22 protein-coding genes and 1 tRNA gene are annotated in these 24,420 nt (G+C 53.8%); 10 read left to right on the top strand and 13 right to left on the bottom strand.

Translation table 11 applies throughout. The features are described from left to right. Nucleotides 1-219: 219 nt before the first annotated feature. The 4 genes from ACJJIJ_RS13185 to ACJJIJ_RS13170 all read right to left on the bottom strand — a co-directional run bounded on the left by ACJJIJ_RS13185 (nucleotide 220) and on the right by ACJJIJ_RS13170 (nucleotide 3,702). Nucleotides 220-294: transfer RNA gene (locus tag ACJJIJ_RS13185), tRNA-Gln, on the bottom strand. 10 nt (nucleotides 295-304) lie between these two features. After that, complete coding sequence (gene ispE / locus ACJJIJ_RS13180; RefSeq protein ID WP_444937582.1) at nucleotides 305-1,207, bottom strand: 4-(cytidine 5'-diphospho)-2-C-methyl-D-erythritol kinase; 903 nt, start codon at nucleotides 1,205-1,207, stop codon at nucleotides 305-307. A gap of 64 nt (nucleotides 1,208-1,271) precedes the next feature. Then, on the bottom strand, nucleotides 1,272-1,910 hold the full coding sequence (gene lolB, locus ACJJIJ_RS13175) for a lipoprotein insertase outer membrane protein LolB (protein ID WP_444884011.1): 639 nt from the start codon (nucleotides 1,908-1,910) through the stop codon (nucleotides 1,272-1,274). Then, nucleotides 1,894-3,702, bottom strand: coding sequence for a tetratricopeptide repeat protein (locus ACJJIJ_RS13170; RefSeq protein WP_444937581.1), 1,809 nt, complete (start codon nucleotides 3,700-3,702; stop codon nucleotides 1,894-1,896). The genes lolB and ACJJIJ_RS13170 overlap by 17 nt, the downstream gene beginning before the upstream one ends. A 234-nt stretch (nucleotides 3,703-3,936) precedes the next feature. Between ACJJIJ_RS13170 and hemA the strand changes: the two genes are divergently transcribed. From hemA to ACJJIJ_RS13150, 4 genes are read left to right on the top strand one after another with little or no spacing between them, the layout of a single operon-like run. After that, entirely contained in the window at nucleotides 3,937-5,214 is a 1,278-nt protein-coding gene (hemA, locus tag ACJJIJ_RS13165; RefSeq protein WP_444884013.1) for a glutamyl-tRNA reductase, read from the top strand. Continuing rightward, nucleotides 5,211-6,293, top strand: a complete 1,083-nt coding sequence (gene prfA, locus ACJJIJ_RS13160; protein WP_252083027.1) for a peptide chain release factor 1 — start codon at nucleotides 5,211-5,213, stop codon at nucleotides 6,291-6,293. Before hemA ends, prfA begins: the two co-directional genes overlap by 4 nt. Nucleotides 6,294-6,331: 38 nt before the next feature. After that, nucleotides 6,332-7,162 (top strand): peptide chain release factor N(5)-glutamine methyltransferase, encoded by an 831-nt coding sequence (prmC, locus tag ACJJIJ_RS13155; protein ID WP_444937580.1) that lies wholly within the window; start codon nucleotides 6,332-6,334, stop codon nucleotides 7,160-7,162. Between the two features lie 39 nt (nucleotides 7,163-7,201). Beyond that, complete coding sequence (locus tag ACJJIJ_RS13150) at nucleotides 7,202-8,107, top strand: cation diffusion facilitator family transporter (protein WP_252083025.1); 906 nt, start codon at nucleotides 7,202-7,204, stop codon at nucleotides 8,105-8,107. A 4-nt stretch (nucleotides 8,108-8,111) separates the two neighbouring features. On the opposite strand, the gene ACJJIJ_RS13145 is transcribed toward ACJJIJ_RS13150, so the two are convergent. From ACJJIJ_RS13145 to ACJJIJ_RS13135, 3 genes are all read right to left on the bottom strand, one after another. Then, a complete protein-coding gene (locus tag ACJJIJ_RS13145; protein WP_252083024.1) occupies nucleotides 8,112-9,614 on the bottom strand; it encodes a succinylglutamate desuccinylase/aspartoacylase family protein in 1,503 nt (500 codons plus the stop codon). A gap of 86 nt (nucleotides 9,615-9,700) precedes the next feature. Beyond that, nucleotides 9,701-11,092: an MATE family efflux transporter gene (locus ACJJIJ_RS13140; protein ID WP_444937579.1), complete on the bottom strand. Its 1,392-nt coding sequence runs from the start codon at nucleotides 11,090-11,092 to the stop codon at nucleotides 9,701-9,703. A 216-nt stretch (nucleotides 11,093-11,308) separates the two neighbouring features. Further along, on the bottom strand, nucleotides 11,309-12,022 hold the full coding sequence (locus ACJJIJ_RS13135; RefSeq protein ID WP_444884017.1) for an alpha/beta hydrolase: 714 nt from the start codon (nucleotides 12,020-12,022) through the stop codon (nucleotides 11,309-11,311). Between the two features lie 126 nt (nucleotides 12,023-12,148). Between ACJJIJ_RS13135 and ACJJIJ_RS13130 the strand changes: the two genes are divergently transcribed. The 3 genes from ACJJIJ_RS13130 (at nucleotide 12,149) to ACJJIJ_RS13120 (ending at nucleotide 15,744) form a co-directional block, all read left to right on the top strand. Continuing rightward, complete coding sequence (locus ACJJIJ_RS13130; RefSeq protein ID WP_444937578.1) at nucleotides 12,149-12,766, top strand: HvfX family Cu-binding RiPP maturation protein; 618 nt, start codon at nucleotides 12,149-12,151, stop codon at nucleotides 12,764-12,766. A gap of 49 nt (nucleotides 12,767-12,815) precedes the next feature. Continuing rightward, entirely contained in the window at nucleotides 12,816-14,348 is a 1,533-nt protein-coding gene (gene rhlB / locus ACJJIJ_RS13125; RefSeq protein ID WP_444937577.1) for an ATP-dependent RNA helicase RhlB, read from the top strand. 265 nt (nucleotides 14,349-14,613) lie between these two features. Further along, the gene (locus ACJJIJ_RS13120) at nucleotides 14,614-15,744 is read left to right on the top strand and encodes a hypothetical protein (protein ID WP_252083019.1); all 1,131 of its coding nucleotides are present in this window, start codon (nucleotides 14,614-14,616) and stop codon (nucleotides 15,742-15,744) included. Nucleotides 15,745-15,781: 37 nt separating this feature from the next. Here the strand turns inward: ACJJIJ_RS13120 and ACJJIJ_RS13115 are convergent, their stop codons facing one another. The 6 genes from ACJJIJ_RS13115 to gatC all read right to left on the bottom strand — a co-directional run bounded on the left by ACJJIJ_RS13115 (nucleotide 15,782) and on the right by gatC (nucleotide 21,531). Continuing rightward, nucleotides 15,782-16,873, bottom strand: a complete 1,092-nt coding sequence (locus ACJJIJ_RS13115; protein WP_252083018.1) for a glycosyltransferase family 4 protein — start codon at nucleotides 16,871-16,873, stop codon at nucleotides 15,782-15,784. 160 nt (nucleotides 16,874-17,033) lie between these two features. After that, nucleotides 17,034-17,867, bottom strand: a complete 834-nt coding sequence (gene cysZ, locus ACJJIJ_RS13110) for a sulfate transporter CysZ (RefSeq protein WP_252083017.1) — start codon at nucleotides 17,865-17,867, stop codon at nucleotides 17,034-17,036. A gap of 32 nt (nucleotides 17,868-17,899) precedes the next feature. Continuing rightward, nucleotides 17,900-18,199, bottom strand: coding sequence for a PA4642 family protein (locus ACJJIJ_RS13105; protein ID WP_252083016.1), 300 nt, complete (start codon nucleotides 18,197-18,199; stop codon nucleotides 17,900-17,902). A gap of 64 nt (nucleotides 18,200-18,263) precedes the next feature. Continuing rightward, nucleotides 18,264-19,715, bottom strand: a complete 1,452-nt coding sequence (gene gatB / locus ACJJIJ_RS13100; protein ID WP_444884019.1) for an Asp-tRNA(Asn)/Glu-tRNA(Gln) amidotransferase subunit GatB — start codon at nucleotides 19,713-19,715, stop codon at nucleotides 18,264-18,266. Between the two features lie 11 nt (nucleotides 19,716-19,726). After that, nucleotides 19,727-21,172, bottom strand: coding sequence for an Asp-tRNA(Asn)/Glu-tRNA(Gln) amidotransferase subunit GatA (gene gatA, locus ACJJIJ_RS13095; RefSeq protein WP_252083014.1), 1,446 nt, complete (start codon nucleotides 21,170-21,172; stop codon nucleotides 19,727-19,729). 71 nt (nucleotides 21,173-21,243) lie between these two features. Continuing rightward, nucleotides 21,244-21,531 (bottom strand): Asp-tRNA(Asn)/Glu-tRNA(Gln) amidotransferase subunit GatC, encoded by a 288-nt coding sequence (gatC, locus tag ACJJIJ_RS13090; RefSeq protein ID WP_252083013.1) that lies wholly within the window; start codon nucleotides 21,529-21,531, stop codon nucleotides 21,244-21,246. A gap of 355 nt (nucleotides 21,532-21,886) precedes the next feature. Between gatC and ACJJIJ_RS13085 the strand changes: the two genes are divergently transcribed. The 3 genes from ACJJIJ_RS13085 to mreD all read left to right on the top strand — a co-directional run bounded on the left by ACJJIJ_RS13085 (nucleotide 21,887) and on the right by mreD (nucleotide 24,359). Next, entirely contained in the window at nucleotides 21,887-22,921 is a 1,035-nt protein-coding gene (locus ACJJIJ_RS13085; protein ID WP_444937576.1) for a rod shape-determining protein, read from the top strand. 129 nt (nucleotides 22,922-23,050) lie between these two features. Next, nucleotides 23,051-23,893, top strand: coding sequence for a rod shape-determining protein MreC (gene mreC, locus ACJJIJ_RS13080; RefSeq protein WP_444884021.1), 843 nt, complete (start codon nucleotides 23,051-23,053; stop codon nucleotides 23,891-23,893). After that, entirely contained in the window at nucleotides 23,880-24,359 is a 480-nt protein-coding gene (gene mreD, locus ACJJIJ_RS13075; protein WP_252083011.1) for a rod shape-determining protein MreD, read from the top strand. The genes mreC and mreD overlap by 14 nt, the downstream gene beginning before the upstream one ends. Nucleotides 24,360-24,420 lie beyond the last annotated feature (61 nt).

The raw sequence follows: 24,420 nt of genomic DNA, 5'->3' as shown, positions 1-24,420 counted from the left end.
TGGCCGTGGCTCCTGGTCACCCAGGTGGTTGCTTTGATATTCGGAAAGCCTCCGGGTCGACGGCAGGGAGTTGCATGCAAAACTGCCTTCGACATTATTCTTTAGAATTCGGGGGTAGGCTTTTTGTAGCCCGCTACGAGTGGCCTCGGCCGGTTGGGTCAGTGTCGACTGAAACATGTCGGAACCGGTTTTTGCTGGTGCCACTGTATAAAAGGAAAATGGCTGGGGCGGAAGGATTCGAACCTTCGCATGACGGGATCAAAACCCGCTGCCTTACCGCTTGGCTACGCCCCAGTATCTTTCCTCAATTGCTTGAGGTTAATTTCGCGAGCTGCTGATGTGTCGGTGAAATCTGTACACCGGCCGCAACAAAACCCTGCCATTTTCGCGGTAGCCTGGCAAGTGCCGATCGGGCTGCTTGCTCAGTTTCGAAGGCGGCAAAAACGCAACCTCCGGTGCCGGTGAGTTGTGCTGGCGCAAATTGCTGCAGCCACTCTCGGGCATCGCGAACTTCAGGGTAGAGACTCTCAACAAGTTCCTGGCAGTCGTTACCGGAAAAAGCTTCCAGTTTTTTACTGCTGAGTGGCGTTTCATTGAGCTGCCCCTCGCGAAGGGCCGCTAATGTAATTGCGTCGGAATCTCTTGTCAAACGGGAATCGGAAAAAATTTTTGCGGTACTCACCTGGCAACCGGGAGCAAGGACTAAATAGTGGTGTTTTTCTGTGCAAAGTGGTGTGAGTTTTTCTCCAACACCTTCGGCCCAGGCGGTTTGCCCTCGCACAAATACTGGAATATCTGCGCCGAGTTGCCGGCCAAGCTCGGCGAGGGTATCGATGGATAGATGGCACTGCCACAGATAGTTGAGACCGAGCAGAGTAGTGGCTGCGTCGCTACTGCCGCCGCCGATACCGCCACCGTGTGGCAACTTTTTACTCAGGCGGATATCTGCACCGGGAAGCGATTTATTCTGCCACTGTACATTTTTGCGTAGCAATAGAGCTGCGCGGTAAACCAGGTTGTCCTGCTCGGGAACATCAAAAGCGCCTGCATCCACACGGATAATGCCGTCGTCCCGCAGGGAGAACTCAAGACTGTCGCCGTAATCGAGTATTTGAAAGAGGGTTTGTAGTTCGTGGTAACCGTCGGGGCGACGGCCGAGTATACGCAGAATCAGGTTGAGTTTTGCGGGGGCGGGTAAGGTTAGCATGCGGGAATGTTGGGCCGGTTAATTCTGTTGGGCGCATCATACCCGCATGCCGGGGCTTCGGCATTTAAAAAGCCCAGTCCTTAATTACCAGAGTGACTTGTACCGGCCCGGCGGCACCGTTGGTCTGGGCTTTAATACGTGTGGGAAGTAGGTAAGGGCCGTTTTGGCGATAATCGCTGAACCGCAACGACCAGCCGGATTGTTGCAGGCTCTGTAGCTCGCCCTGGCCGTTGTGTTTTTCAGCGCCTCTTGGACCGGGCGCGGGAAGACCGCGTACCCAGTAGAACATTTCCCTTGCGGGCAGTGGCCAGCCCAGAGTTTGCTGAGTGAGTTGGGCGGCATCGCGGGCGACTACCGGCGCTTCATTGCCGCGCACCAGACTGACACCGCCAGCGGAACCGGAAATTATCGTGGTACCAGCACCCAAGGGGCCGCTTAGGTGAATACGAAAATTTTGCGGGCCACTCTGTTGCCAGGTCAAATTGGCACTGCCGTTATCTGCCGGAGAGCGCACGCCGAGTTTTCCTTTGATAGTCCACTGTTTGAGCTGGGCTACCGAAGTGGGGGCCGCAGTTTCGCCGGGGGGCTCCTGAGCAACGGGCTCTTTGGTCTTTTGGCCAGCACACGCGGAGATCAGCAGAGTCAGTGCTGTTGCCAGGAGAAAATAAAACTTACGGGTAGCGGCGTCAGTTGTCGGATACATGTTGTTCCAGTGTTTCTTTGATTTGCAATCGTTTCATCGCAGCCGGAATAATTTTGCTCTCTGGATTGGCGGCCAGCCCATCGTTCCAGACTTTGAGGGCCGCTTCGCGATCCCCCTGGACCCAGAGTACCTCACCCAAGTGGGCAGAGATTTCGTGATCCGGCAGTTTTTCCAGGGCTTTGCGCAAATATTTTTCCGCGTCGCGATAATTCCCCAGACGGTACTGCACCCAGCCCATACTGTCGATAATGGCTGGATCCTCCGGTTCCAGCTCCAGAGCCCGGCTGATAAGTTGCAGGGCCTCCTGGCGGCGGGCCTCATCGTCGATCAGCTTGTAGCCCAGTGCGTTTAATACCGTGGCGTTATCCGGGTCGCGTTCCAGTAGTGTACGCAGGTCCTTCTCAAACGCTGCGGCATTGCCCAGCTGGTCGTTGAGCAGGGCGCGGCTATACATCAGGCGGCCGCTGTTATTCAGTTTAGAAATGGCCTGGTCTGCCACTTGTAGGGCCATCTGTGGCTCACCATTCCTGCGCAGCAGTTCGACCTCCATCAGGAAAAAATGTTCTACCTGTCCGGGGTGCCGCTCTCGCAACTTGGCAAACCACAGGTTGTTCTCACGGTGTTTACCGCTGGCTGCGAGTAGCTTGGTGCCCTTGGTGATGGCCTCCACGTAATCGTTGCCGGGTTGCACTTGTTGGAAGTGAGCGGCGGCAGTGTCGTTGTCACCCCGCTTTTGCGCGAGTCCGCCCAAGTAAAAGTGTGCTGCCGATTCGTGTTGTTTTAGTTCCAGTAGGCGGTCGAGTAGGGGTTTGGCTTCACCGAGCTGGTTGGTTTCATAGTGAATCAACGCCAGGGATAAAATCAGGTTGCCGTCCTCTGGACGCTGTTTGACTAATTCGGCGAATTGTTGGCGAGCAAGATTGAGGTCTTCGCGAATAAGCAGGCGCGCGTATTGTAGGCGCAGGCGGGTTTCATCTGGATAAATTTTGACTAAATTTTCCAATAACTGAATGGCTTCGTTGCGCCTATCCAAGTCCACCAAAAGATGGCTTTGTAGCAGCGGTGCATCGATTTGTTCGGGGTGTTGTTCCTGAATGTGGCGTACCAGTGCGAGGGCGCGCCTGTACTGCTTCGCATCACGCAATACCATGGCATAGGCCATAACGACTTCCTCGTTATTGGGGTAAACCCCAGCCAGCCGGGCAAATTCTGCACGAAGTTGTTCATCGAGTTGTTGGTGGCCGATGGCGGTGGCTGCGAGGGATTGCATCGGTGCTTTGCCGCCGAGAGCGAGCGCTCTCTCAGCGTGTTTCATGGCCTCTAAAAACTCTCCAGACAAGGTGAGCTCTGCGGTCAGTGCCAGTTGGGCATCCGCATTGTCCGGCTCCAGCTCAGCCCACAACTGTGCCGAACGCAGTGCGGCCTGACGCGCATTGAGAAAGCGTGCGATGCGGGTTGCACGCGCTGCCACGCCTGCATCTTTAGTAACTTCAGCCTGGTGGTAGTAGTTGGCCAGGGCCACATCGTACTGTTCGCGTATACCGGCGACTTCGGCTACCAACAGTGTGTAAAACGTATCTATGGGGAAGCTGCGCGCTGCATCCTCCCCGGCGGCGGCCGCCCCTTCATCGCGGTGCTGCTCCCGAGCTGAAGGCTCGGTTTCCTCATTGGTTGCCGTTTCAGGCGGTATTTGGGCGCAGGCACTCAGTAGGTAGACGAAGGATAGGCAGAGCGCACCGAGTGATAGAGTTTGGTTTTTGAGGAGGGGGAGCGGACGATGGGGTGGAAGCATAGATCGTATCCATACATGGCTGCTACTGGGATGCAGTGTCAGAGTGGCGTGTTTTAAACGTTTATCGCCATATAATTCTAGCCGTGAATCCGCTTCTGGAGCGCGGGCCCTGGGCCGGTTATTCAAATCAGCGCATAATTAAACCGCCTCATCAGCTTGCAAGCAAAGCGGTGGCCCGTGAAAATGCGCCCCGAATGCGGATGACGCGCCTCTAGATTTAGCCGACGGAATTCTATGCCAATTGTTACCCTGGGGATCAACCACGACAGTGCGCCAATCGAGGTGCGCGAACGGGTCGCTTTTGCACCCGAGGTGATGTCCGGTGCCCTGGGGGATGCGCGCAAGGCGCTCGACTGCCGGGAACTCGCCATTCTTTCCACCTGTAATCGCACCGAAATCTACGGCAATGTGGAGGCGGAGCCGCTGCTGCAGTGGCTGGCCGAGTACCATCAGGTACCGCTGGAGCAGCTGCGAGGTTGCAGCTATATCCACAGTGGTGAGGCGGCGGTGCGCCATATGATGCGCGTCGCCTGTGGGCTCGATTCACTGGTCCTTGGGGAGCCGCAAATTCTTGGCCAGATCAAGTCCGCCTATGCGGTGGCGCGGGAGTCTGGCAGTGTCGGCAGCGAGTTGCACCGGGTTTTCCAACGGGTATTTACCGTGGCGAAAAAGGTGCGCACAGAGACGGCGATTGGTGAAAACCCCGTCTCTGTTGCCTATGCGGCAGTATCCTTGGCTTCGCGTATTTTTACCGACTTGAAGCAACAGACTGCGCTGCTGATCGGTGCCGGTGAGACGGTGGAACTGGTGGCGCGCCACCTGTTAGATCAGGGCATTAAGCAGCTGATCGTGGCTAATCGGACTCTGAGTCGCGCGCAGTCTTTGGCGGAAAATTTCGGTGCTGAAGCGATACTGTTGGCAGATATTCCCGAGCACTTGTCCCGCGCCGATATCGTGATCAGCTCCACCGCCAGTCAGCTGCCGATTTTAGGGAAGGGGGCGGTGGAATCCGCGCTGCGCAAGCGCCGTCACAGCCCCATGTTTATGGTGGATATCGCGGTGCCACGGGATATTGAAACCGAGGTCGGCGAACTGGACGATGTCTACCTGTACAGTGTTGACGATCTGCGCGGCGTGATCGATGAGGGGATGCGCTCCCGCGAACGCGCCGCTGAGGCCGCCGGGGAAATTGTAGATAGCGCTGCGGCGGAATTTACCAAAGAGGGGCGTGCTCTCGGAGCGGTGGACACGATTCGCAGCTACCGCCAGCGCGCACAGCAGATAAGTGGCACCGAACTTGAGCGGGTACTGCTGCAGCTCGATAAGGGCGATGACCCCAGGCGTCTGCTGGAGCAGCTGGCCCGTTCACTGACCAACAAATTGATCCATGCTCCCACGATCAGCCTGAAAAAAGCGACTGCGGATGGCGATCTGGAGCGGCTGCGTATCGCCCGCGAAGTGGTGGGGCTCGATGATCTCGCCGATACCGAATTAGAGAAAAAACAGAAATGAAAGAATCCCTATTGAACAAGCTGGAGAATCTGCAGGAGCGCCACGAAGAAGTTTCCGCGCTGCTTGGTGACGCCAGCATAATTTCCGATCAGGATCAGTTCCGTGAGCTATCGCGGGAGTACTCCGAGCTGGAAGAAGTGGTCAAGTGTTACGGCCGTTACAAACAGCTGAAAGAGGATATGGCTGCGGCGCGGGAAATGCTTGGCGAGAGCGACCCCGAGATGCGTGAAATGGCCCAGGAGGAGCTGCGTGAGGCAGAGGTCCAGGTGGAGCCCATGGAGCGCGAGCTGCAAACCCTGCTGCTGCCCCGGGACCCCAATGACCGCAAGAATGTCTTCCTGGAAATTCGCGCTGGCACCGGCGGTGACGAAGCGGCGATCTTTTCCGGCGATCTTTTCCGTATGTACTCGCGTTATGCCGAAAAACAGGGCTGGCGTATTGAAATTGTCAGTGAGAATGCTGGCGAGCACGGCGGTTACAAAGAGATTATCACCCGTGTGGCCGGTGAAGATGTTTACGCCAGGCTGAAGTTTGAATCCGGTGCACACCGTGTGCAACGAGTGCCGGAAACTGAATCCCAGGGGCGTATTCACACTTCCGCCTGTACCGTGGCGGTAATGCCGGAGCCAGACGAGCGCGATGCGATCGAGATCAATAAGGCCGATCTGCGTGTGGATACCTACCGCGCTTCGGGAGCTGGTGGTCAGCACGTCAATAAAACCGACTCCGCTGTGCGCCTGACGCACCTACCCACCGGCATCGTGGTGGAGTGTCAGGACGAGCGTTCCCAGCATAAAAACAAGGCCAAGGCGATGGCACTATTACAGGCCAAGCTTTCCAGCGAGCAGGAGGCGGCTGCTGCACAGGAGATCTCTGATGCCCGTCGTAGCCTGGTGGGTAGCGGCGATCGTTCCGAGCGCATTCGCACCTACAACTACCCCCAGGGGCGTGTAACCGATCACCGTATCGGTCTGACCTTGTACAAGCTCGATGAAGTGATGCAGGGTGCCCTGGAAGAGGTGATTGAGCCGCTGCGTACCGAACACCAGGCGGATCAGCTGGCGGCGATGGGACAGTAGTTGCCGTGTTGTATGGCGATATTGGGTAGCGTTTTCCTATGAGCAGTGTGAAGGATAATCTCGCCCGTAGTATTGAACTTATCGACAGTGAGTCAGCGCGACTCGACGTAGAGGTCCTGTTGGCACATATTCTCGGTCGTGAGCGCAGCTGGCTGTATACCTGGCCGGAGTACGAGCTGAGCACGAGTGAGCAGAGTGAGTTCGATGGACTGCTGACGCGTCGTAAAGATGGTGAACCTGTGGCTCACCTGACCGGTGAGCGGGAGTTTTGGTCTCTCACCTTGAGGGTCGATACCTCTACATTAATTCCCCGCCCGGATACCGAACTGCTGGTGGAAGCCGCGCTGGAACTCTGCCCTCAAGAGAAATTGCGCGCACTCGACCTGGGTACTGGTAGCGGGGCAATTGCCCTGGCATTGGCCTCGGAAAAACCGGGATGGCAGATTATTGCGGCGGAGAAGTCTCCCGCTGCCCTGGCGTTAGCGGAGGATAACCGCAGGCGCCTCGGTTTCACCAATGTGCAGATCCTGGAAAGTGATTGGTTTGCCCAGTTGCCGCCCCAGCAATTTGGCCTGATCGTCAGTAATCCCCCCTATATCGATGCAGCGGATCCTCATCTGGCCCAGGGCGATGTGCGTTTCGAGCCACACTCTGCGCTAGTGGCTGAGCGCCATGGGCTGGCGGATATTGAAGAAATCGCCAATTGCGCGGGAAGTTTTCTGCAAGACGGCGGCTGGCTGATGGTAGAGCACGGTTGGCAGCAGGCAGAATCCGTATGGGAAATTTTTATTGCTGCCGGTTACAGAGCGGTGGAGAGTCGCAAAGACTATTCCGGCTGGGAGCGCATAACCCTGGGGCGAAAAAACTAGCCGGGCGGGTATTACTAGGATTTAAAAGGGAGGGAGCTCATGCACGATCACGTTCACCATCGCAATGGAAATGGCGCCCTCCGCCCGCTAATTATTGCTCTGATTCTGACGCTTAGTTTTTCAATTGTTGAGGCCATCGGTGGATGGCTGTCGGGCTCCCTGGCGCTACTCGGGGATGCCGCCCACATGCTCACGGATACTTTTGCCCTGGCACTGGGTGCTATTGCTGCGGTGCTGGCAAAAAAGCCCGCAGACCGTGAATTGTCGTTTGGCTGGGGGCGTGCGGAAGTATTGGCAGCAGTGACGAATGGCCTGATTATGTTGCTGATTGTTGTGGGAATCTCCTTTATGGCGATCAACCGCCTGCGCAACCCCCAACCGGTGCACGGCAGTACGGTGATGTTGATAGCTGCGGCGGGCCTGTTGATCAATATTCTGGCGGCTTGGGTGCTACTGCGTGGCGAGCGCACGCTCAATATTCGCGGCGCATTGCTTCATGTGATGGGGGATATGCTCGGCTCAGTAGCCGCCCTGGCTTCGGGTGCGGTGATTTACTTTACTGGCTGGGTGCCGATTGATCCGCTGTTATCGCTGTTGATCTGTTTTCTGATTTTGATTTCTTGTGTGCGTCTGCTGCGTGATGCGGTGGATGTGCTAATGGAGCGTGTTCCTCGGGAATTGAGCCTGCCAGTTGTGGGGGAAGCCCTGGCCGCGGAGGTAGGTGTGCGCTCAGTACACGATCTGCATATCTGGCGTCTGGATTCCAGCACCATCTCTCTGTCGGCACACATTGTGGTGGATGATTTAAGTGCTTGGCCCGCGGTGTTGGAGCGCTTGAGGAGGACCCTGACCAAGCGCTTTGATATCGAGCATATCACTTTACAACCGGAGCCCCTGGAGCAGCCCAGCCCAAGGGTTATCGATAAAGTGAGTGGCCCGCAGTAGCGGGCTAGTCCTCGTCCCCTTGGAGGTCCGCGGCGCTATTGTCGGATACTCTTGTTTTTTGGGCATCTGGAGATTGGGGTTTTTGTGCAGCCGTCTCTTCTGGGATGACCTCTTCGGGCGGGCTGATTTGTTCCTGCGGAGCCTGGATACCGATGTGGTAGGCGGCGAAGCCAGGTTGCACCACCTGATCCAGCGCCATGCCGAGAATACGGCCGTTGTGCTGCGAGCGAATTTCTGTGCGCACATTGGTGATGGGATTGGTCACTGTGCCCAGTAGATCTCCCTTGCGCACAAACTCTCCCAACTGAACCTCACTAAAAATAATGCCGCCAGTGGAGGCCCGCTGCCAGGTGGAGTTGTAGTATACGGGCTCGGGATCACCCCATAGGCGGAACTTGCTCACCATACCCAGTTGGTTAAGCAGGGTGCGAATCCCTTTCACACTGTGGCTAACGGAGCGCTCGTCCAGCACCATCGGCGCGCCGGCTTCCAGGGTTACGGTGGGGATACCCGCATCCACCGCGGCGCGACGCAGGGTACCTTTGGCCCCGGCGCTGTGGAGTACCACAGTGGAGCCAAAACCCTTGGTCATTTTCACGATTCTGGGGTTGGTGAGGTCGCCGCGTAACTGCGGCAGGTTGGTGCGGTAAAAAGAGCCTGTGTGCAGGTCTACCACTGCATTGCAGTGGCTGATGACTTCGTGGAAAAAGGAGTTGGCAATCCGTGAGGCAGAGGAGCCATTAGGGTCTCCGGGGAAGTGCCTGTTCAGGTCGCGGCGGTCGGTGAGGTAGCGTGAGCTGCGGTGGAAGCCCTGCAGATTAACGATAGGCACGCCGATTACCGCGCCACTTAACTGTTCAGCATCGAGGTCGTACATGACCCTGCGCACCGTTTCTACGCCGTTTAATTCATCTCCATGGACCGCTGCGGTCAGGCAAAGTACCGGTCCCGGTTTGGCACCGTTGACAACCAGGACGGCGGTGGGGCTGTAGACACCCTCAAAGTGTTGACTGGGAGACCAGGCCAGGCGGGTGGAGGTTGCCGGGGTTACCTCGGCACCGAGCAAGCGCAGGGGTTTGGCCTTTTCCACTTCTATAGAAATATTGCCGGTAGGGGATGATTCTGGCTGAGTGGATGTATCTACTGTAGGCCTGGTTTGCGGCTCTTTATTTGAAGGCGGTGCTTCCAGTTCATTGATGGGCTGGTCTAACTGCAGATTTTCCGCCTGGGGCAGTGATTTCTGAGGGGGGGCTTCCCCATTGGCCTGCGTATCAATAATTGGTTCCGCGGCGCCAGTGGGTGGGCCCAGCTCGGTAATCACCGGCTGGTCCAATTGCAAGTTTTCCGCCTTTGAGATGACGCCTTCCTGCTCTTTTTCCTGTGCCTTCACGTTGGGTTTTTCTTGCTCGCCGATGGTGGCACTCACTGCCCAGGCCTGGGCTGAGGCCAAAATCAGGGCAAGGCTCAACAGGCGCCGGGGCCTGCTGGGGAAAAGGCGCGGGATCATTGGGTAACTCCGATTAACTGCTTGTGCGGGCGGTGCCGGTTATTATTGTTGCCCGGCACGCTTGGAGACTTGGAGCGCCAGTATAGTCAAAGCGTTCCCTGGGAATGTGAACCAACCTGTATTCCCCAGGTTTTGGCAATGGCTTTGCGGCTGGTTCGGCGCAGTCGAAGCGCCAATAGGATCGAGGCGGTGCCCAGGCCGATACAGACACCAGTCCAATAGCCATAAACGCCCCAGAAGTTTTCGCCCAGCCAATAGGCGCTGGAGAGCCCTACCAGCCAGTAAGAGAACAGCTGTATATACATGGGAACGCGGGTGTCTTTATAACCTCGCAGTGCTCCCCAGGCCATGGCTTGAGCGGCGTCTACAAATTGGTAGGCGGCACAGAGCAGTAGTAGGTTGGTTGCCACTGCGATAATTTCCGCATTGTTGGTATAAGCCTGCACAAACAGGTGGCGAAAGGTGATCAGTAGTACACCTGTTCCGAGGGCATACACGACGCCACTACCAATCCCCACCTTGCCGGCAAACAGTGCCCGCTTGGGGCGCTTCTGGCCGAGTAAGTGAGCCGTACGGATGCTCAGGGCCTGGGCTAGAGCCAGGGCTACCAGGTAAAAAATCGAGCCGATACTCATGCCGATTTGATGCGCTGCCACTATGGCTGCGCCATAGGGAGCGAGCAGAATCGTCAAGCTGGCAAAAAATGTGACCTCACTGGCAGCGCCGACACATACTGGCAGCCCTACAGCCAAAAGATGTTTCAAAATGGGCCAGTTGGGCCTGGGCGGTATCAGTTTTAGCTTGAGTTGGTGGTATACCGGATCTGTGGCGGCATGCCAAAACAGGGCGATAGCAATCAGGGTGCTTACCGCTGCGGTTGCCCAGCCACAGCCGGCACCGCCCATAGCTGGTATAGGGCCGGCGCCAAATACAAAGAGAATGTCCAGGGGGATATTGAGCAGGGCGGCGGCCAGATAAATACGCATGACTGGGCGCACCTGTCCCATACCCTCACAATAGCCGCGCAGTGCGGTTCCGAGGGCAAAGGGTAGGGTGCCTACCGTGAGTGCCAGGATATAACCCTGTAAAACCTGTCGAACAGGCTCCTCGGTTTTGATCCACTGGCTCCACACAGGCACGGCGAGCAGGGCGAGTAGCACTAATATGCCGCCGATCAAGCCAATCCAGAGAGCTTGGTGTAACTGGGCAGCACAACCTTCCTCATCGCGACTTCCGCGCAAGTGGGCAACAACCGGGGATACTGCAGCGAGCAGGCCGATCAGGGTAACTGCGCATACAGCCCAAATACTTGAGCCCAGCGCCAAGCCGGCCAGGTCTACCTCCCCAGCGTTACCGGCGACAATGGTATCCACAACGCCCATGCTCACCACTGCCAAGTTACTGACTACTAAGGGCCCCCCCAGAGTGGTGAGGTGGGAGAGTTCGGTGGAGATGGCGCGTCGATAAATCTTGAGCAAGGGAAAAACCAAGTTTATTAAGGCAGAGCCTGTCGATGATTTTGGTATATCAGCCAAGTTCAGCCGGGGCTGGGCAGAAAATGTTATTGAGGCAGTCGGTTGTGCCAAATGATCTTTAAAGCAGAGCGGGGGAGCTGGATGGGAGCTGACAGCAAGAATTTCCCGTCGCCATAAAGGCGGAATATTCTACGGCTAAATCATGTTTTCTCCCAGCGGCTACAGAGGAATTTCCTGCAATAATCTGGCGACTTTGTGCGGTGTGAGAAAGATACAACCGTGGCTGACGGCAACTTCTCGGTAGTGCCAGCCGAGAATCTTTTGCGCGCGCTCACCGCTTACATTGGCTGGGGGGTAGTAGGGCTTGGTGCAGCGAATAAAAGTACAGCTCGGTCCTTGCTCGGGTGGGAGTCTCATTTGGATGGGATCCAAATAAGTTTTCACGGGGTGAGGGGTCATACGCCGGCGCAGCCAATTTTGAACATCCTGCTTCTTAATTCCCATTTGCGCCGGATCTATCGGTAAAAAACAGCGGGTGCCGTGAATTTCTTTTGCCTCTGCCAGGCGTTGTGTGAGGATATCTTGCGGTAGTTGTTCGGCAAAAGCGTGATCGGGATTGGGAATGGCACCATCCAGGTAAACGAGATGGCGAATGCGCTCGGGAAGTGCGTCAGCGGTGCCGGCGGCCGCCATGCCCCCAAAGCTGTGCCCCACTAAAATCACCCGGTTTAATTCCTCAAATTCGATTACGTTCACCAGGTCTTGGATAAAGGTATCCATACCTATTGTGGGTGAAAGTAAATGATGTCTCTCTCCCAGGCCTGTCTGGGTGGGGGTGAATACCCGGTGTCCGTTGGCAGTCAGCAGCCTGGCTACGGGGCCCCAGCACCATCCCCCGAGAAATAGGCCATGAACCAGTACGTAGGTATTCACTATGCATTTACTCCATTCCGCGATTCGGAAGAACAAGCTTAGTTGGAGGCAGTGTAAGAGATGCCTGGGCCGCTCGACTAAAGTGAACACATATACTGAAAAGAGAGTGAAAAGGATGGTTCTGTTATGAATACCCTGGGTCGTTGGTATGGCTGCTTTGTGCATTGGGTGCAGAAAATCGACTGGCTCGGGCCTCTGGCACTACGGATTTATTTGGCGCCGATTTTTATTTTGGCGGGCCTCAATAAAATGGGGGATATCAGTAGTGTGGCCGCTTGGTTTGGTAACCCCGACTGGGGTCTTGGCCTGCCGGCACCACTGTTTATGGCTTGGGCAGCGGCATTGACGGAGTTTTTTGGTGGTATTGCCATCCTACTGGGGTTTGCCACTAGGTTGGTGGCGATCCCCTTAATGTTTGTGATGGCGGTGGCGGCGTTTACCGCACACTGGGAGAATGGGTGGTCAGCCCTGCCTGATAAAACTCTGGTTGCTCCTTGGGAGTGGCGCGAGGACCTGATTGATGAAGCCATCACTCGCAAAGAGAAGGCTATAGAACTCCTAAAAGAGCACGGCAACTATGAGTGGTTATCCGAGAAGGGTAGTTTTACTGTTCTGAAGAACGGCATAGAGTTTTCTGCGACCTACTTCATTATGTTGTTGGCACTGTTATGTAGTGGGGCGGGGCGCTTCTTTAGTATTGATTATTGGCTGTGCCGCCACTGTAGTGGGCGAGAATCCACCTAGAGTGGTGGTATACTCGCCGATTATTTGAACATTTGAGCGAGTATTTCACTTGATAGGAAAGTTGTTCCGCCGTTCCTCCTCCTCTGAGGAGAAGACTCCCCGCCAGGGAGACGAGCACTCCCAGCAGCGTAAAAGTGGCCAGAATCCCTCTAAAAAGCCTCGTGGGGGCCAAAAAGCCGAGGGGAAGTCTGGCCAGAGCGAGGGAGGTTCGCGCCGGAGCGGCGGCAAAAGTTCCCAGAGGGGACGTCAGCGTTCTCGCTCTCCTAAGGCGGAGGCCTCGGCAACGCCCTGGTCCTTGGGTGATTTCAAGGTTCCAGAGCAAGAGGGCAAGGTCCGCTTCCATGACTTGGGCCTGCCGCCGGAGCTAATGCGCGGTATTCACGACCTGGGTTTCCAGTACTGCTCGCCAATCCAGGGCCATTCTCTACCTCACACCCTGAATGGCCACGACCTGGTGGGCAAGGCCCAGACAGGCACTGGCAAGACCGCAGCTTTCCTAATTACGGTCATTGATGATCTGTTGCGTCATCCCTTTGATGGTGAGCGCTACGCCGGTGAAGCCCGCGCCCTGGTCATCGCTCCCACTCGCGAGTTGGTAATGCAGATCGCCGATGATGCCAAGTCGTTGTGCAAATACACCGACTTGGAAATCCATACCCTGGTGGGGGGGATGGATTACGATAAGCAACAGCGCAATCTGAATGAGCGATTAGTGGATATTCTAGTGGCGACACCGGGGCGCCTGTTGGATTTTGTCGGCAACCGCGATTGCTTCCTGGATCAAGTGGAAGTGCTGGTGATCGACGAGGCCGACCGCATGCTGGATATGGGCTTTATTCCCCAGGTTCGTAGGATTGTACGCCAGACACCTCGCAAGACTCATCGCCAAACCATGTTTTTCTCTGCCACCTTCACCCCCGAAGTCGATGACTTAGTGGAGCAATGGACCGAAGAGCCGGTAGTGGTAGAAATTGAACCTGAACGGGTTGCTACCGATTCCGTCGAGCAGCATGTCTATCTGGCCGCTAGTGAGGAGAAGTACGCACTCCTCTACAATATTTTGCAGCGAGATGAGGTGGACAGCCTGATTGTCTTTGCCAACCGCCGCGACCAGTGTCGCCGCTTGCATGAACACCTGCTCGCCCACGGCATTTCCGCCGGTCTACTCTCCGGCGAAGTGGCACAGAACAAGCGTGTACGCACTCTCGACGACTTCAAGTCGGGTAAAACCAAGGTGTTGGTAGCCACGGATGTCGCCGGGCGCGGTATCCATATCGATGGCATTAGTCATGTGGTGAACTTCACGCTTCCTGAAGAGCCTGAGGATTACGTTCATCGCATCGGCCGCACCGGTCGTGCTGGCAAGACTGGAACATCGATCAGCTTTGCCTGTGAAGATGATGCTATGCGTCTGGAGCCGATCGAGCAGTTACTGGGACAGAAGCTCAAATGTGAAGTCCCACCCGAAGAGCTACTACAGGAGCCCCCGAGAGTCGAAGTGCGTCGCAGTGGTGGTGATAGGGACCATCGTGGAGGGCACGGTAACCGTCGCGGTGGTGGCCGGGGGCGTTCTCGCCATTGACTCCATTTAAGCTAATAGGCCGCTAAAGGCCTATTGGCGTTTCTAGTAATTGGAAACATACCTTATCTACTCAATAAGTAATGAGTGCATCAGTTTTTGCCTTTTTCCCTCTTCTGACCTCCCTTTTCTATCCTTGAACTACACTGGTATAGATTTTTCCTGTTGTTGGGATTTTCACTCCGTGGGCTGCCTCATTTGTTCAGATGTTTGACGCAGCCTTGCATTCGGATGTTTTTTTACCTATGTAAAATCAAAAAGTATTCGAATGCGAACTCTCTTCCTTCATATCGGTTTTCATAAAACTGGCTCTAGTGCACTGCAGCTTGCTCTAAAACAATCCACCAAACTATTAAGTTCAAAAGGTATAGAGTTTCTTTCCTTGGGGAAAAAGGGGAGTTCCTCTCGTACTGTCGATTTCCAGAAAAAAAATGGTCGAATGTCCTATCGTCTGAACCGGCGGCTTAGTGACTTACTGGCATCAAGTCGCGGTGATAATGTCGTTGTGTCTGCGGAGCACCTTTGTTTTCTGCATACGTTTGAAGATATTGACAGTCTCTACAAGGAGTGTCGAAGATTTTTTGACCGCTGCCAAGTCGTTGTTTATTTGCGACGGCAGGATTTACAGGCATTCTCATTTAAAAGGCAGGCTGCACGGGCGGCAGCACCTGATGTCAGCCCCTCCAGCTTGTTATTTGGGCATTGCGAAGGTGCTTTCCCACATCTCAATACTGACTTAATGGTGTATTTTGACTATTTTTCAAAGTTAAAAATATGGGCTGCAGTTTTTGGGGGAACTGCCCTGAATGTGCGGGATTTCTCTGCTGAGTTCTTGCGTGAAGGCGATGTGGTTAGTGATTTTTGCTCATTGCTTGGAGTGAATTTTTGCATCCCATCTGTTCGTGTGAATGAGGGAGTCGGTCGAAAGGAATTTCTGTTAACTAATAAGCTAATAGAGCTTGGCGTTTCTAAGTCGGAGATTAAAAAAATCAAGCCGATGATGAGGTTGGAAGTTTCAGAGCCTTTCCCTGCAAAAGTTGAGGCAGAGCGCTTCTTTAGACGATTTGAGTGCTGTAATAAATCGCTTAATAGTCATTTCCTCAAACATTCTTCGGGTTTGGCATTTAGTGATGATTTTTCTGGATATCCCGAAGAGGGAAATGACTATTTAACCCTGCAGGATTTATCCTCTTGGTTACCGCAGATTCTATCTGCCGGTGTGAGGCATCCCCAACAGTTGCGCGATGCTCTGTTAAGAGAGTCTCTGCAAAGCCTGATGGGAGAGTACCTCGAAAACCCATTGTTATTACGTGAGCTTGAAGGAATTATGAGATGCTTGTCCCCCGTAATTAAGGATAAGCCAGTTGATGTGCCCCGGTTGTGGTCTCTTCGCAGCTGATTTCTACTAAAAGTGCTTTCTTATACCAGCTGGTTTTCTATTTGCGAGTCAACTGTTTATAGTGAGTGAGTACTTGGTTGGCAACTTTCTCCCAGCTGAATTTCTCTTGTACCACGGCAAGCGCGGCATTCCCCATGCGATTATTCAAATTTCGGTCATTCATTAGTTGCTTAATGGCTCCTTGTAGATCTTCCACAGAGCCAGGCCTTGTCAAAATGCCTGTAATGCCATCGTTGACAATATAAGGCGTGCCGCCAACATTTGAGGCTATCAGGGGGAGTCCCGAGGCCATTGCCTCCAGGCCGGCGATACTCATTCCCTCCATAAAAGAAGGCAGCGAAGAGGCGTTTGCGGCGCGGTAAATGTTTGACATCTCCTTGTTGCTGACATTACCGAGAAAGTGTGCGTGTCCTGAGCTTATTTTATCTTTTAGTAACTCTTTAATTTCTGCTGACTCTTTACCCTCGCCAGCAACAACCAGATATAGTTGGGGGTCATCAATCGCTGCAACTGCCGCAGCCAAAAAACGCACACCTTTTACCCGTTCGAGTCGGCAGCCGATAGCAATAACATAAGCACTTTCTGGAATCGATAATTGTTCTCTGAGGGAGGATTCTCCCGGATGAAATACAGAAGTATCTACACCATTACAGGTAAAGCTTATCGGTTTTTGGTAACCCGTTTCTCTAGTGTTGGCAATAAGGGTTTCACTGACAGCAAGTATGCTAGAAGTAATATCCAATTGTTTGCGCATCTTCTTGAGCGCTTTCTTCCCTTTTTGTGCTCTTTTGACAAATGAGGAGGTGTGATTGGTGAAAATAACGGGAACATCTAGCCCCTTGCAGGCATTTAAAGGACGCATGCCGTGCACATGCACAATGTCAACTTTACGTTCACGTACTTGTTGGTGAATTTTTCTGCGTAATAGCCAGTCGTAGAGTAGGTGACTGTCTGGCAACTTCAGGCGCTCAACAGTTACATCGTCAAAGCAGTCAGTTTCGGGAGTGTTCTCATAAGGCTTTCTGGTCAGTACGTGTACTGAGTGATTAAGCTTGGCAAGCGCTCTAGAGAGTTCGAGCACATGAGTCTGAACCCCACCGATGGAGGGTGGGAATTCATTGGTAATCATTAGGATATTCATTAACGCTTGTACTAATAATTAGGTGGGTGAGTAACTGCCTAGCCAGTGTGATGCATTTTTAGTGAGAAGCAGACTCATTCTGCCACTCACTGGAGTCAAAGAAGCATTCATCTAGAGATCAAGAGACAGACAATTACCTTGTTTCTATCTAGGCTGGGTATTGGTGAGAGTTTGTGCCAGGATCTCCCTCCCTGCGCAGTCGCTCTACCCAGAGTGCGGTACCCCCTGCCACTGCCGCAGGCATTACGAAGATATTCAAAATGGGCACCATCTTGGCCAGCATTACGCTTCCACCAAAGGCGAGGCTGGTTAGTTTGCGCCTGCGTAGTACGCTCTTTAGTTCGTCAAAAGGACGCTGGTGGTTATCGAGAGGGTAGTCAACGTATTGTATTGCCATACACCAGGCACCCCAAACTGCAGCTAATACGGCAGGGATAATTATGGTCCAGCTGGTTACTGTGGATATCAGAAAAATGATCACTCCCCAGAAAATAAAATAACCTAACTTGCGCAGTTCCCGTCCCAGTGTACGCCATACCATCTGTATCATTGGTTCAGCAGGAGGTGCTTTACCGGTGAGAAGTTCTTCAACTTTCTCGGCCAGAAGGCCATTAAAAGGAGCCGCAATAATATTGGTGATTATCCCAAACAAATAGCCATAGGCGAGGAAAAATAAAAACAACACCAGAATTGCAATGATCCAGGCGAGCCAACGAAAAACGCTGGCGGTCCAGGCGGCACCTTTGGCCATCACGGCTTCCCACCAGGACATATTGGTAGTGTCCACTGGGGTGTGTGACAGCAGACTGCTGATAAACTCACTGAGACCACCGAGCTGGGTAATCATGATGCCGCTGATCACGATAAATAACACTAGGTTGATCAGCAGGGGGACCAGGATAAAGGGGCGTAGTTCACGCTTGGTTAATAGGCGGGCGCCGCGCATTAGCGCGTCAATACCATGGACTGGATTTGAAGTCATAAAGTTACCTCTCGCAGGTGCGCGGCGGCCAATCAGTGTTTAGCACCGGCGGCTTTTAGTATTTCTATGTACTCGCTGCTCTGGCGGTGTTCACTAATGCGGGTTAATAAGGTTTTTCCATCCGGATCCATACTGTTGAGGTCATGACCTTCGGCGAGAAATAGTTGTACAAAAGTGGCAAAACTCTCCGCTTTCATACTGCGGTAGGCGCGTTCAAGTAAATGGAAATCCCGGTTGGTATTTTTTGGTGCTTCCCCCACCAGAAAACCGGCAATTCGCTCCTCGTCAAATACTTCACCGAGGACTTTTTGTTTGTCTTTTTTTAGGCTCAAAATCTTTTCCTTAGTTAAGTGAAAGAAGCCAGGTAGATTGAACCTGGCCGCAGGTTAAAAAGGTTTAAAGGAGAGCGTCGAGCTTATCCTTGAGGATCTTGTTGATCATCTGTGGATTCGCCTGACCCTTCGAGGCTTTCATGATTTGGCCGACAAAATAGCCCATCATCTTGGGCCGCTTGGATTCGTCGGCTTTGCAGTAGTTATCTACTTGTGCGCTGCTGGCAGCAATAACTGTCTCTACCATCTCTTCAATGGCACCGGTATCAGATACCTGCTTGAGACCACGCTTTTCGATAACTTCATCCGCACTACCCTCTCCCTGTGCAATAGCTTCAAAAACCTGTTTGGCAATCTTGCTAGAGATGGTGTTGTCTTTGATACGCATGATTAAGCCCGCGAGTTGCTGGGCGCTAACCGGGGAATCCTGTATAGAGATTTCCTGACGGTTCAGCAGTGCGGCTAACTCACCGGTAATCCAGTTAGCGGTGAGTTTTGGTTCCCCGCAGGATTTGCATACTGTTTCAAAGTAGTCGGCGCTGGCGCGCTCCTGAGTGAGTTGGTCAGCGTCGTAGGCAGATAAGCCGTACTCTGACTGGAAGCGCTCGGCTTTGGCATCGGGCAGCTCAGGAAGTAGTTCATGCAGTTGCTCGACATAGTTATCGGTGAGTACTACGGGTAGTAGGTCTGGGCAGGGGAAATAGCGATAGTCATTGGCAACTTCTTTACTGCGCATGGAGCGGGTTTCATTTTTATCCGCGTCGTACAGTCGGGTTTCCTGCACTATGCTGCCACCATCTTCGAGAATATCGATCTGACGCTCGGCTTCAACTTTGATAGCTCGCTCAACAAAGCGGAAGGAGTTGATGTTTTTAAGCTCGGTGCGAGTGCCCAGCTTTTCCTCTCCCTTTAATCGCACAGAGACGTTGGCATCACAGCGGAGAGAGCCTTGAGACATATCTCCATCGGAGATGCCCAGATAGGTGACGATACTGTGGATTTTTTTCAGGTAGGCAACCGCTTCGGCAGCGCTGCGCATATCGGGCTCTGAGACAATTTCTATCAGAGGTGTGCCCGCGCGGTTTAAATCGATTCCAGACATGCCGTGGAAGTCTTCATGCAAGGATTTGCCCGCATCTTCTTCTAGGTGGGCGTGGTGCAAGCGTACTTTTTTACTACTGCCATCCTCTAGATGAATTTCAACTTCGCCAGCCCCAACGATAGGTTGCTCCAACTGGGTTGTCTGGTAGCCTTTGGGGAGATCTGGGTAAAAATAGTTTTTACGCTCAAAAACAGAGCGTTTACTAATATCCGCATTCATCGCTAGGCCAAACATAACCGCGTAACGAAAGGCTTCCTCATTAGGGACAGGCAGGGTACCGGGCATGGCCAAGTCAACGGCGCAGGCCTGGCTATTCGGTGCCGCACCGAAACGGGTACTAGCGCCAGAAAAAAGTTTGGATTGGGTGGATAACTGCACGTGAATTTCCAGCCCGATAACGATTTCCCATTCCACGATAGATCTCCTTATACGGCGCTGGCTTGGTGCCAGTCGGTAACCTGTTGGTATTGATGCGCAACATTGAGCATGCGGGATTCGTCCAGATAGTTACCGGTAATCTGAAGCCCTACAGGCAAATTATTTACCAATCCACAGGGGATAGACATGCCTGGTAGGCCCGCCAAATTGGTCGCGATGGTATAGATATCTTCCAGGTACATGGCTACCGGATCAGCCCCCTTGGCTCCCAACTCAAACGCTGGGGAGGGTGTGGTGGGCCCCATAATTACGTCGACTTTTTCAAAGGCCTGTACAAAATCCTGCTTGATCAGTCGGCGCACCTGCTGGGCCTTATTGTAATAAGCATCGTAATAGCCAGCGGATAGCGCGTAGGAGCCAACCAGAATGCGGCGCTGGACTTCTTCGCCAAAGCCCTCACCGCGGGAGCGCATATATAAATCTCGCAAATCTTTGGGGTTTTCACAGCGATGGCCATAGCGCACCCCATCGAAGCGGGATAGGTTGGCGGAGGCCTCGGCTGGGGCTATGACGTAGTAAGCGGGAATAGCCAACTCAGTATGTGGCAGACTGATATCCACCAGCTCGGCCCCGAGTTTTTCAAACTCCTTAAGGGCATCTTGTACGCGGGCGGCTGTTTCAGCATTCAAGCCTTCCCCAAAGTATTCTTTAGGGACTCCGATTTTGAGGCCGGCGATAGAGTCGCTCAGTCCCGCGGTGAAGTCTTCATGCGGACGGTTCAGGCTGGTGGAATCTTTTGGGTCGTGGCTGACCATAGCAGACAACAGATAAGCGGCATCCTCAGCATTGCGTGCAATAGGGCCTGCCTGATCCAAGCTGGAAGCATAGGCGACAATACCCCAGCGGGATACACGGCCGTATGTAGGTTTAAGGCCGGTGGTATTGGTCAATGCGGCGGGTTGTCGAATGGAGCCGCCGGTATCTGTGGCCGTGGCTCCAGGTACTAGCAGCGCCGCTACTGCTGCAGCGGAACCTCCGGATGAGCCGCCCGGTACACAACGGGTATTCCAGGGGTTTTTTACTGGGCCGTAATAGCTGCTTTCGTTGGAGGAGCCCATGGCGAACTCATCCATATTGGTTTTGCCCAGAGTTACGGTGCCGGCGCCGTTGAGGTTTTCCACTATGGTGGCATCGTAAGGCGGAATAAAATTGTCCAACATCTTTGAAGCACAACTGGTGCGTATGCCATTGGTGCAGATGATGTCTTTATGAGCAACTGGCACTCCGCACAGGGTGGGTGCTTCGCCTTTGGCAATACGTTGATCGGCGGCTTCGGCCTGCGATAGGGCGAGTTCTTCGGTTACGGTAATAAAGCTGTTATAGCTGCTGTCTAGTTGTTGGATTCGTGCAAGTAGATGGCGAGTTAACTCCATACTGGAGAATGCCTTGCTCTGCAGGCCGCGGATCATCTCGGCGATAGTAAGCTGGTGCATGTTATTCCCTTAAAGGCTTTGGGCGGGCTCAGGGCGAAATCGAATAATTGGGTGCTTGCCTGGGGGCCTGTTCAGTCGATGACTTTGGGGACTAGATAAAGCCCTTCTTCAGATTGGGGGGCCAAGTTCAGGAAACTCTGGTGCTGGTCAGTCTCTGTTACCTTGTCGGCTCGCAGGGTCTGCACTTCATCAAGTGGGTGCGCCATGGGTACGACCCCATCGGTGTTGACGGCCTGTAACTGGTCCACCAGTTGAAGAATATCGCCGAGGCGGCCGCTGACTTCCTCAATGGTTTCTTCGGATATGGCGATGCGAGCGAGTTCCGCCAGCTTCTCTACGGTTTGCGTATCCACAGCCATGGCAATAGAGCTCCTCCGGCTTCAGTTGCGAATCTGGGTTGCTCCGTATAAGGACGGGGCAGGGCCGGCAAATTTAGCACAATAGGCCGCTATTCTCACCGGCTCAGCTGTAGGGGGAAATCTGCAATCGATTAGCCGGGCTTCAGCCTTGCCCTGAACCGGTGCCGTTGTTAGAGTTTGCTCAATCCTGCCGGGCGCTCAGAGACTCCGGCGTATTGCGTAAATTCCGATTCGAAATGCGGCTCGGAACTCAGAATTATTTGCGCGGACTAACTAGGATTTGTATCCATAAAATAAGCCGCGCCCGCAGTGCCCGATCTGGGGGCTGACAATTAGTACAAGGTAATCGAATTCCATGTTTAAACGTTTGCGGGGCATGTTCTCCAGTGACCTCTCCATTGACCTGGGAACCGCCAATACGCTGATTTACGTTCGCGATCGCGGCGTAGTACTCGACGAGCCCTCTGTCGTCGCAATCCGTCACTACAATGGCCAGAAAATCGTTGAGGCAGTTGGAGTGGAAGCCAAACGTATGCTCGGCCGCACCCCCGGTAATATCACAGCGATTCGCCCACTGAAGGACGGGGTGATTGCCGATTTCCAAGTGACTGAAAAAATGTTGCAGCACTTTATCAAGAAAGTGCATGAAAACAGCTGGATGCGCCCAAGTCCCCGTGTGCTGGTATGCGTACCCTGTCAGTCCACCGAAGTGGAGCGTCGTGCAATTCGCGAATCTGCTTTGGGTGCCGGTGCCCGCGAAGTATCCCTGATCGAAGAGCCGATGGTGGCGGCGATTGGTGCTGGCCTGAACGTGGAGGAGGCCAGCGGTTCAATGGTGGTGGATATCGGTGGTGGTACGACTGAGATTGCTATTATCTCCCTCAATGGCGTGGTCTACTCCGACTCTGTGCGCATTGGTGGCGACCGTTTTGATGAAGCCATCGTCAACTATGTACGCCGCAACTACGGTAGCGTAATCGGTGATGCTACTGCTGAGCGTATTAAGGAAGAAATTGGCTGTGCCTACGCGGGCAGTGAAGTTCGTGAGATCGATGTACGCGGCCGAAACTTGGCGGAAGGGGTGCCCCGTAGTTTTACCTTGAATTCCGATGAAATTCTTGAGGCCTTACAAGAGCCGCTAACTGGTATTGTACAAGCGGTGAAAAGTGCCCTTGAGCAATCTCCCCCCGAGCTGGCTTCGGATATCGCTGAGCGCGGCATGGTATTAACCGGCGGTGGAGCCTTGCTGCGGGACCTGGATCGCCTGCTGATGGAGGAGTCAGGTCTGCCAGTGATCGTTGCTGATGACCCCCTTACCTGTGTTGCCCGCGGTGGTGGCAAGGCCCTGGATATGTTGGATCGCAGCCGTTTGTACCTGATGTCCAACTGAGTGGATTGAAGCTGGCGGGTTTTCCTAACAATTAGTGAGGTAGCCCTGCCGGCGGTTAGTTTCACGTTTCAGTGACATCCGATATATTGTGAGATCAATAATCATTGACCTGTACAAAGGTGGCTGCCCTTGAAACCGCTTTTTACCCGCGGCCCCTCCCCTGAGTTCCGCCTTCTATTATTGGTGCCGCTAGCAATCGCCTTGATTGTTGCAGACCACTACACCAATTGGTTCCAGTCTACTCGCGAGCGTCTTTCTGGTGTTACAGCGCCTCTTTACTGGATCACTGGTGCTCCAGAGCGTGTTGGCGATTGGGCTGGGGAGCAGTTTCGTTCCCGCGAGGAGCTGCTTGAAGAAAATGACCGTCTCAAGCGTCAAGTATTGCTGTTGGAGCAGCGCAGCCAATTATTGGCTGCGGTCAAGGCGGAAAATACGCGTTTGAAGGAGCTGATGAATTCGGCAGAAATGGTTGATGACCGAGTGCTGGTGGCCCAGGTTATCGGTGTCTCACCGGATCCCCTTGAGCATGTGCTGTTGATCGATAAAGGGCGCGATCATGGTATTGATGTGGGCACACCGGTGATGGATGCGAGTGGTTTGCTCGGGCAGGTGATTGAGGCTGGGGATGCGTTCAGCCGGATTCTCCTGATCACTGATTCCAGCCACGCAATTCCTGTCCAAGTGTTACGCAACAGTATGCGTGCCGTCGTTGAGGGCACCGGTGACCTCTATCGCCTCAAGCTCAGGCATCTTGCGAATACCAGCGATATCCGCGAGGGTGATCTGCTACTCAGTTCCGGTCTCGGTGGACGTTTTCCCGCAGGCTACCCAGTGGGCGAGGTTATGTCGATCTCCCGAGACCCGGGTCAACCATTTGCCGAGGCGGAAGTGCTCCCGCGCGGGCGTATGAGTCGCAGCCGCTTTGTTTTGGCGGTAATCGGGAGTGGGGGGCAGGGCCTTGCAAGCGAATAATCGCTGGTTTATCACGCTCACGCTCTTTCTCTCGATGTTACTTGTGGTTATGCCTTTACCACAGCAGTGGCTGTGGTTCCGACCAGCGTTTCCGGCCCTATTGGTTATTTTCTGGGTTACTCGTATGCCTCAGGCCTTGGGCGTTGGTTTTGCCTGGCTGGTGGGTATCCTGGAAGATCTGATCAGCGGAGCCAGTCTCGGTACCCATGCATTGGCTCTGGCAGTTTTGGCCTATTTCAGCCTATTAACCTACCAGCGTACCAGGGCCTTTAATCCAGCTCAGCAGCTTCTATGGGTGTTTGTTTTGGTGGGTATCCACCAGGTTGTGGGTAACTGGGTACATGGTTTGGAGGGAAAAACTGTTCCCGGCCTGACTTTCTTATGGCCGGCACTCACCACGGCCCTGCTATGGCCTTGGGTTGCTCCGCTATTGCATCGCCTCTGCAGTCGGCTGCAGGTTCGTTGAGCGTCTCGTCAGTCTGTAAATCAATGTAAAATTCTGATCATTTTTCGATCAGTATCGCTAT

Source organism: Microbulbifer mixtoriginis (SeqCode), from assembly GCF_052467945.1.
The sequence above is the reverse complement of the archived record's forward strand: the minus strand, read 5'-3'. Positions and strand labels throughout refer to the sequence as shown.

Bases quoted from the DNA above. Each gene is read 5' to 3' on its own strand.
- gatC (WP_252083013.1), bottom strand. From the start codon at position 21,531: ATGGCTGTGGATACGCAAACCGTAGAGAAGCTGGCGGAACTCGCTCGC.
- ACJJIJ_RS13150 (WP_252083025.1), top strand. From the start codon at position 7,202: ATGCACGATCACGTTCACCATCGCAATGGAAATGGCGCCCTCCGCCCG.
- ACJJIJ_RS13130 (WP_444937578.1), top strand. From the start codon at position 12,149: ATGAATACCCTGGGTCGTTGGTATGGCTGCTTTGTGCATTGGGTGCAG.
- ACJJIJ_RS13170 (WP_444937581.1), bottom strand. From the start codon at position 3,702: ATGCTTCCACCCCATCGTCCGCTCCCCCTCCTCAAAAACCAAACTCTA.
- hemA (WP_444884013.1), top strand. From the start codon at position 3,937: ATGCCAATTGTTACCCTGGGGATCAACCACGACAGTGCGCCAATCGAG.
- gatA (WP_252083014.1), bottom strand. From the start codon at position 21,172: ATGCACCAGCTTACTATCGCCGAGATGATCCGCGGCCTGCAGAGCAAG.
- ACJJIJ_RS13145 (WP_252083024.1), bottom strand. From the start codon at position 9,614: ATGATCCCGCGCCTTTTCCCCAGCAGGCCCCGGCGCCTGTTGAGCCTT.
- prfA (WP_252083027.1), top strand. From the start codon at position 5,211: ATGAAAGAATCCCTATTGAACAAGCTGGAGAATCTGCAGGAGCGCCAC.
- lolB (WP_444884011.1), bottom strand. From the start codon at position 1,910: ATGTATCCGACAACTGACGCCGCTACCCGTAAGTTTTATTTTCTCCTG.
- cysZ (WP_252083017.1), bottom strand. From the start codon at position 17,867: ATGACTTCAAATCCAGTCCATGGTATTGACGCGCTAATGCGCGGCGCC.
- prmC (WP_444937580.1), top strand. From the start codon at position 6,332: ATGAGCAGTGTGAAGGATAATCTCGCCCGTAGTATTGAACTTATCGAC.
- ACJJIJ_RS13115 (WP_252083018.1), bottom strand. From the start codon at position 16,873: ATGATTACCAATGAATTCCCACCCTCCATCGGTGGGGTTCAGACTCAT.
- ACJJIJ_RS13120 (WP_252083019.1), top strand. From the start codon at position 14,614: ATGCGAACTCTCTTCCTTCATATCGGTTTTCATAAAACTGGCTCTAGT.
- ispE (WP_444937582.1), bottom strand. From the start codon at position 1,207: ATGCTAACCTTACCCGCCCCCGCAAAACTCAACCTGATTCTGCGTATA.
- ACJJIJ_RS13085 (WP_444937576.1), top strand. From the start codon at position 21,887: ATGTTTAAACGTTTGCGGGGCATGTTCTCCAGTGACCTCTCCATTGAC.